Source organism: Collinsella sp. AM31-2AC (genome assembly GCF_003469285.1).
Taxonomy (GTDB): domain Bacteria; phylum Actinomycetota; class Coriobacteriia; order Coriobacteriales; family Coriobacteriaceae; genus Collinsella; species Collinsella aerofaciens_AT.
Genome location: NZ_QSJB01000028.1, coordinates 11,188 through 17,022, shown reverse-complemented (window position 1 = coordinate 17,022; position 5,835 = coordinate 11,188). Strand labels below are relative to the sequence as shown.

Sequence of the window (5,835 nt, the reverse complement as noted above, 5' to 3'; positions counted from 1 at the left end):
TGCAGCGACGGACCTCGGGACGCTCTTACACCACGTCTGCGCGCGCCACCCTTCGCGCAAGGGGCAGTGGACAAAAAATGCCAAATATGAGTACTGTTGCTGCGCTGGTCACATATGTTTGCACATAATAATGGGCTCCTAATGAAAGTACTTCTCGTTAGGAGCCCATTTCATTGAACATTTGGGGAGCTACGTCAGCTCATGCAGCTGGTCGTCATGCCTACAAGCATCAAAAATGTCCCAAATCGCTGCTACTAAAAAGGTAACAGTACTCATATTTGATGTTTTTTGACCAGGGCTATCTACAAACCCCCTAGGCCACTCATTGGGGACAGACTTAAATGACTAGGTGTGGCTGCCTGGGCTAGGCTGTTAGGTCGAGTTCGTAGAGGAAGCTTTCGCGCGGCATGTCGTGACGGCGCTCTTCGCGGTTGGCGCGGTGCGTGGCCGTGCGCTTAAAGCCGTGCAACTCGTAGAACTTCCACGAGCAGTTGGAGTCGGTGTACAGGTGCGCCCTTGTCGCCCCGCGCGAGGACAGGTACGAGACCGCGGCATCGAGCAAAACCGAGCCAACGCCCAGGCCGTGGACATCGGGATCGACGGCGAGCAGCGTGACTTCGTTATCGTGCGGCAACGGGCTGCTCTCGAGCAGGCGGTTGTTGGTTCGGATGGTTGCACGCACAAACGAGAGATACTCGGCGCAGGCATCAGGCTCCAGTTCACGCATCTGCGATAGCAGCGCGCGTTCGGTATCCATCCAATGTTCCTTAACGGTGGCGCCGGAGCTCTGTCCCGCACGCGCGAGCGAAATGCCACGCGCCTGACCGTCGATTACGGCAACCTGCGAAAACGTCGATGACGAAAGGCAATAGGCGAGGTCGCACGCGGCCTCGAGGCGGTTGTACTCATCGTTATCCGAATTGTTATGCCAAAGCTGCTGCAGAATCAGCGCGATGGCGTCGAAGTCTTCGGTATCAAACGGTCGGTAGAGAACCCGCGAGACCATGGTGCCTCTTTCTTTTGCGGATGCATATCGAGCACAGTTCTACCACGCCAATGGCATCTAATTATGGTGCCCCTGTGTTCCATGAACTCACCGTGCCCGGTGCCGTGCCCATCCCCCCGCTCGCAAACTTTTTCTGCACAGCCGTGCGTTGCGGGATGCAACGTCGCGCTCGATGCGCTACATTGAATCAGTATTTTCAATGCCGCTGCGCGAGCGCTGCAGATCGACGTATCACCGACTCACAGAGCACGGCGGCGTACCAGACAGGAGGACTGCATGGGATCTGATGTGAAGATCGCACGCGCGTTGATCTCGGTTACCGATAAGACGGGTGTCGTCGATTTCGCACGGACGCTGGTTGATGACTTTGGCGTCGAGATCATCTCTACGGGCGGCACGGCTCGTGCCATCGAGGACGCGGGCGTTCCCGTAACCCCCATCGAGGAGTTCACGGGCTATCCCGAGATGATGGACGGCCGCGTTAAGACCCTACACCCCAAGGTTCACGGCGCGCTGCTGGCCCGCCGCGATTCCGAGCAGCACATGCAGGAGGCCGCCCAGCACGGCATTAAGCTGATCGACCTGGTCGTCGTCAACCTGTACGAGTTCGAGAAGACCGTCGCCAACCCCGAGGTCACCTTTGCGGATGCCATCGAGCACATCGACATCGGTGGTCCCTCCATGCTGCGCTCTGCCGCCAAGAACGCCGCGAGCGTTACCGTCATCTCCGACCCGGCCGACTATGATGCCGTCCTGGCCGAGATGCGCGAGACCGGTGGCTGCACCACGCTTTCCACCCGTCGCCGCCTGCAGGTGAAGGTCTACCAGACTACCGCCGCCTACGACACGGCTATCTCCCGTTGGCTTGCCGCTCAGGCAAGCGACGTGGCGGACACCTCTGCCAAGCTCGAGATCTCGCTGGAGAAGGTCGACGACCTGCGCTATGGTGAGAATCCTCAGCAAAAGGCTACGGTCTACCGCTTTGCCGAGGGCTGCGAGAACACCGCGAGCTCTCAGTTCCCGCTTGTGGGCTCCGAGCAGATCCAGGGCAAGCCGCTCAGCTACAACAACTATCTGGACGCCGATGCCGCCTGGAACCTGGTCCGCGAGTTCGACGAGCCGGCCTGCGTGATCCTCAAGCATCAGAACCCCTGCGGTTCCGCCGTTGCCGAGGACATCACGGCCGCCTACGACCGCGCTTTCGCCTGCGATCCCAAGAGCGCCTTCGGCGGCATCATCGCCTGCAACCGCGAGGTTCCCTTTGAGCTGGTTGAGCACTTCGCCGACCAGAACAAGCAGTTCGTCGAGGTCATCATCGCCCCGAGCTACACCGATGAGGCGCTCGAGCGCATGGTCAAGCGCCCCAACCTGCGCGTGCTGGCTACCGGCGGCGTGGACCACGGTGCCCAGGTGGAGCTGCGCTCCATCGACGGCGGCATGCTGGTGCAGGAGGTCGACCACGTGACCGAGGATCCCGCGACCTTTACGTTCCCCACCGATCGCAAGCCCACCGACGCTGAGATGGCCGAGCTCGAGTTTGCCTGGAAGGTCTGCAAGGGCGTCAAGTCCAACGCCATCCTGGTCTCCAAGGGCAAGGCCGGCATTGGCATGGGCCCCGGTCAGCCCAACCGCGTTGACTCTGCGCTGCTTGCCTGCGAGCGCGCCGAGGACTTCTGCGAGCGCGAGGGCGTGGAGAAGGGCGGCTTTGCCTGCGCAAGCGACGCGTTCTTCCCGTTCCGCGACAACGTCGACGTGCTTGCCGCACACGGCGTGACCTGCATCATCCAGCCCGGCGGCTCCAAGCGCGATGACGAGAGCATCCAGGCCTGCAACGAGCACAATATTGCGATGGTTTTCACGGGTGCGCGCCACTTCCGCCATTAAGTAGGGAGGTGGCGCTGCGGCTTGCCCAACCACCGCACCTTGCCGCTCATTCGTCGCCCGCGTACCCAAGTACGCGTCGCTCCTCTTTCACGGCAATCTGCGGCACCTGGGCAACCCTCGCCGACCTGTTAGGTTGACTGGGGAGGATGGGATGTTATCTCGTCCCTTGGACCGCCTCGCTTCTAAAATTATCTCTGCAAAAGACGGCCGCTCCGTTTGGAGGGCCGTCTTTTTGGTATAAGAGGACGGAATGACTAACACGAAAGGTATGACCATGCCCCAGATTGATGATGCAGAGCTGTTTGGCAATGCCGAGGACCAGCGTGCGTACGAGGACTTTTGCGCCAATCAGGAGGCGGTCGAGAAGTTTACGCTCGACAAGCCCGCGCTTATCTGCCGTTGGCGCATGTCCAACAAAAAGGTGCCCATGCTCAACCGTCACATTCGCGCGCTGTCCGAGCGCTTGGTGCAGGGCGAGCCGCTTACCCATAACATGCTCAGCTGGGCCAAGCAGCACGTTGAGTGGTCGCTTGCCGAGGGCGATTACACCGCGCACGACGGCGTGCTCATGCTGGTGATCGACGTTAACGGCAATGCCGCCATGACGGTGGGTGAGTACGAGCCGCTGGCCGATACTTCGGCCAAGGCGCTGCGTGCCCGCTCCGCCGAGGCCCGCTCCGAGGCCGACGAAACCGGCGTGGCGCCCGAGCTGCTCGCTGCCGTCAACAACGGCGAGCTGGCCTTTGTGGCGCCGGCGGACGAGTGCCTGTGTGGCACGGCGACGCTCATAGAGCAGCTGGCCCAGACCAAGGGCATCCCGGTCACGCGCGTAGACATTCCCGCACAGCTCAAGGGCGCCTTGTTCCTGGTAAGCGACGAGCACGGCGTGGTGCCTGCCACCGACGCCGACGCCGCCGAGTCTGATGCCGCGACGGTCGCCTTCTTTGCCGACGGCTACGAAAAGCTTCGCGCCCGCCGCTAAATGATTATTCTGGGACGGGGATTAAAGAATCATTTTGGTTCCCGCCACCGCTGCGAGTGCGAGGCGGACAAAACGCCCCCGCTCGCGAACAGTTCTGTCACCTTGGCGACGTGCGTGGCGCGCACCTGCAGTTTCGCAGCCATAATGGTGGCAAGACAACCAAGAGGGGAGCGGAATCCATGGCGCTAATCTATATCGTTGAGGACGACGAGCCCATTCGTCGTGAGCTTGCCGACATCCTTGCTCGTGCCGGGTTTGAAATCGAGGCCTGCGAATCGTTCGAGCATGTCTCGCGCGATATTCTCGCCGCCGCGCCCGACCTGGTGCTGCTCGACCTCACGCTTCCCGTCAAGGACGGCCAGCATATCTGCCACGAGGTTCGCCGCGAATCCGAGGTCCCCATCATCGTCCTCACCTCGCGCACGACCGAGATCGACGAGGTCATGGCCATGACGCTCGGCGCGGACGACTTTGTTCCCAAGCCCTATAGCGCGCGCGTGCTCGTGGCGCGCATCAACGCACTGCTGCGTCGCACCGCGGCGTCAGGCGAGCGCAGCACGCTCGTCCACAAGGGGCTGGAGCTCGACCTCGCCCGCTCTATGGTCACCAACACGGCGACCGGCGACAGCACCGAGCTCACCAAAAATGAGCTGCGCATTCTCTCGCTGCTCCTGAGCCGCGCGGGCAAGATCGTCTCGCGCTCGGCCATCATGCAGGACCTGTGGGACTCCGACGCCTTCGTGGACGACAATACGCTCACCGTCAACATCAACCGCCTGCGCACCACGCTCGAAAAAATCGGCATCAAGGGGTATTTGACGACGCATCGCGGCCAAGGCTATTCGGTCTAGGGGCCGGCTATGTCGTTTGGCAAGTTCTTTAAAGATGCACTGCTTCCCGTCGCCGTGTGGACGTGCGGCGTGCTGCTGAGCTGCTTTGTGCTGACGGTCGCCGGCGCACCCGTTTCTATCGTGGTCGTGGCGGTTGGCGTGTCCTTTATCTTTGGTATGCTCGGCATCGTGATCGAGTACGCTCGCCGTCGCCGTTTTCTGCGTCAGTTGGAGCGCGCGGCAGAGGAGCTCGAGAGTCCCGCATGGGTGCAGGAGATGGTGCAATGCCCAACCTATGCCGAGGGCGAGCTCGAGTACGAGGTCCTGTGCCGGGTGGGCAAAGCCGCCTGCGACGAGGTTGCCGAGGGCCGGCGTCAGACCGAAGACTATCGCGACTATATCGAGAGCTGGGTCCACGAGGCCAAGCTGCCCCTGGCGGCGGCTCACCTGATTCTGGAAAACCTCGACGGCGGCGCAGATGACCCAACACGTGTCGATGACCTGGGTCGCGAGTTGGCTCGCGTGGAACGCTATATCGACCAGGCGCTGTACTACGCGCGCTCGGAAGTCGTGGAGCGCGACTACCTGATTCGCCGCTGGGACCTTAAGACCTTGGTGACGGGTGCGATTAAGGCCAACGCGCGCGAGCTCATTGCGGCGCACGTGGCTCCGGTGTGCGAGAACCTCGACTTCGAGGTCTTTACCGACGAAAAATGGCTCGAGTTTATCCTGGGCCAGCTCATTCAGAACAGCATTAAATATGCGCGCGAGGACGGCGCGAAGATCGTGTTTTCGGGCGCGTTACTGGACGAGGGCCTGGCGAGCGAGCGCATCGAGCTCACCGTTGCGGACAACGGCTGCGGCGTGAGCGCGGCCGACCTGCCGCGCGTGTTCGAGAAGGGCTTTACCGGCGACAACGGCCGCACCACCAAGCGCGCAACGGGCATCGGCCTCTACCTGGTGGCGCGCCTGTGCTCCAAGATGGGCATCGACGTCACCGCAGCATCGGAGCCCGGCGAAGGCTTCATCGTAACATTCGCTTTTTCAACGAACAAGTTTCAATACTTTGAGTAACGCACACGGCAAACGCCCGTCCAAACAAAACGTGCCGCCCCAACCAGGGCGGCACGCCA

Annotated in this window: 5 protein-coding genes; 4 read left to right on the top strand and 1 reads right to left on the bottom strand. The window is 61.5% G+C overall.

The genetic code is table 11. The features are described 5' to 3' along the window. Nucleotides 1–364 precede the first annotated feature (364 nt). Complete coding sequence (locus DW796_RS09930; RefSeq protein WP_117640393.1) at nt 365–1,006, bottom strand: GNAT family N-acetyltransferase; 642 nt, start codon at nt 1,004–1,006, stop codon at nt 365–367. 276 nt (nt 1,007–1,282) lie between these two features. On the opposite strand from DW796_RS09930, the gene purH reads away from it, so the two are divergent. From purH to DW796_RS09910, 4 genes are all read left to right on the top strand, one after another. Next, nucleotides 1,283–2,890: a bifunctional phosphoribosylaminoimidazolecarboxamide formyltransferase/IMP cyclohydrolase gene (purH, locus tag DW796_RS09925; RefSeq protein ID WP_117736055.1), complete on the top strand. Its 1,608-nt coding sequence runs from the start codon at nt 1,283–1,285 to the stop codon at nt 2,888–2,890. Between the two features lie 250 nt (nt 2,891–3,140). Next, nucleotides 3,141–3,872, top strand: coding sequence for a hypothetical protein (locus DW796_RS09920; protein ID WP_117759752.1), 732 nt, complete (start codon nt 3,141–3,143; stop codon nt 3,870–3,872). A 179-nt stretch (nt 3,873–4,051) separates the two neighbouring features. Next, nucleotides 4,052–4,723, top strand: a complete 672-nt coding sequence (locus DW796_RS09915) for a response regulator transcription factor (RefSeq protein ID WP_117806811.1) — start codon at nt 4,052–4,054, stop codon at nt 4,721–4,723. A gap of 9 nt (nt 4,724–4,732) precedes the next feature. Beyond that, nucleotides 4,733–5,776 (top strand): sensor histidine kinase, encoded by a 1,044-nt coding sequence (locus tag DW796_RS09910; RefSeq protein WP_118095180.1) that lies wholly within the window; start codon nt 4,733–4,735, stop codon nt 5,774–5,776. Nucleotides 5,777–5,835: the final 59 nt, after the last annotated feature.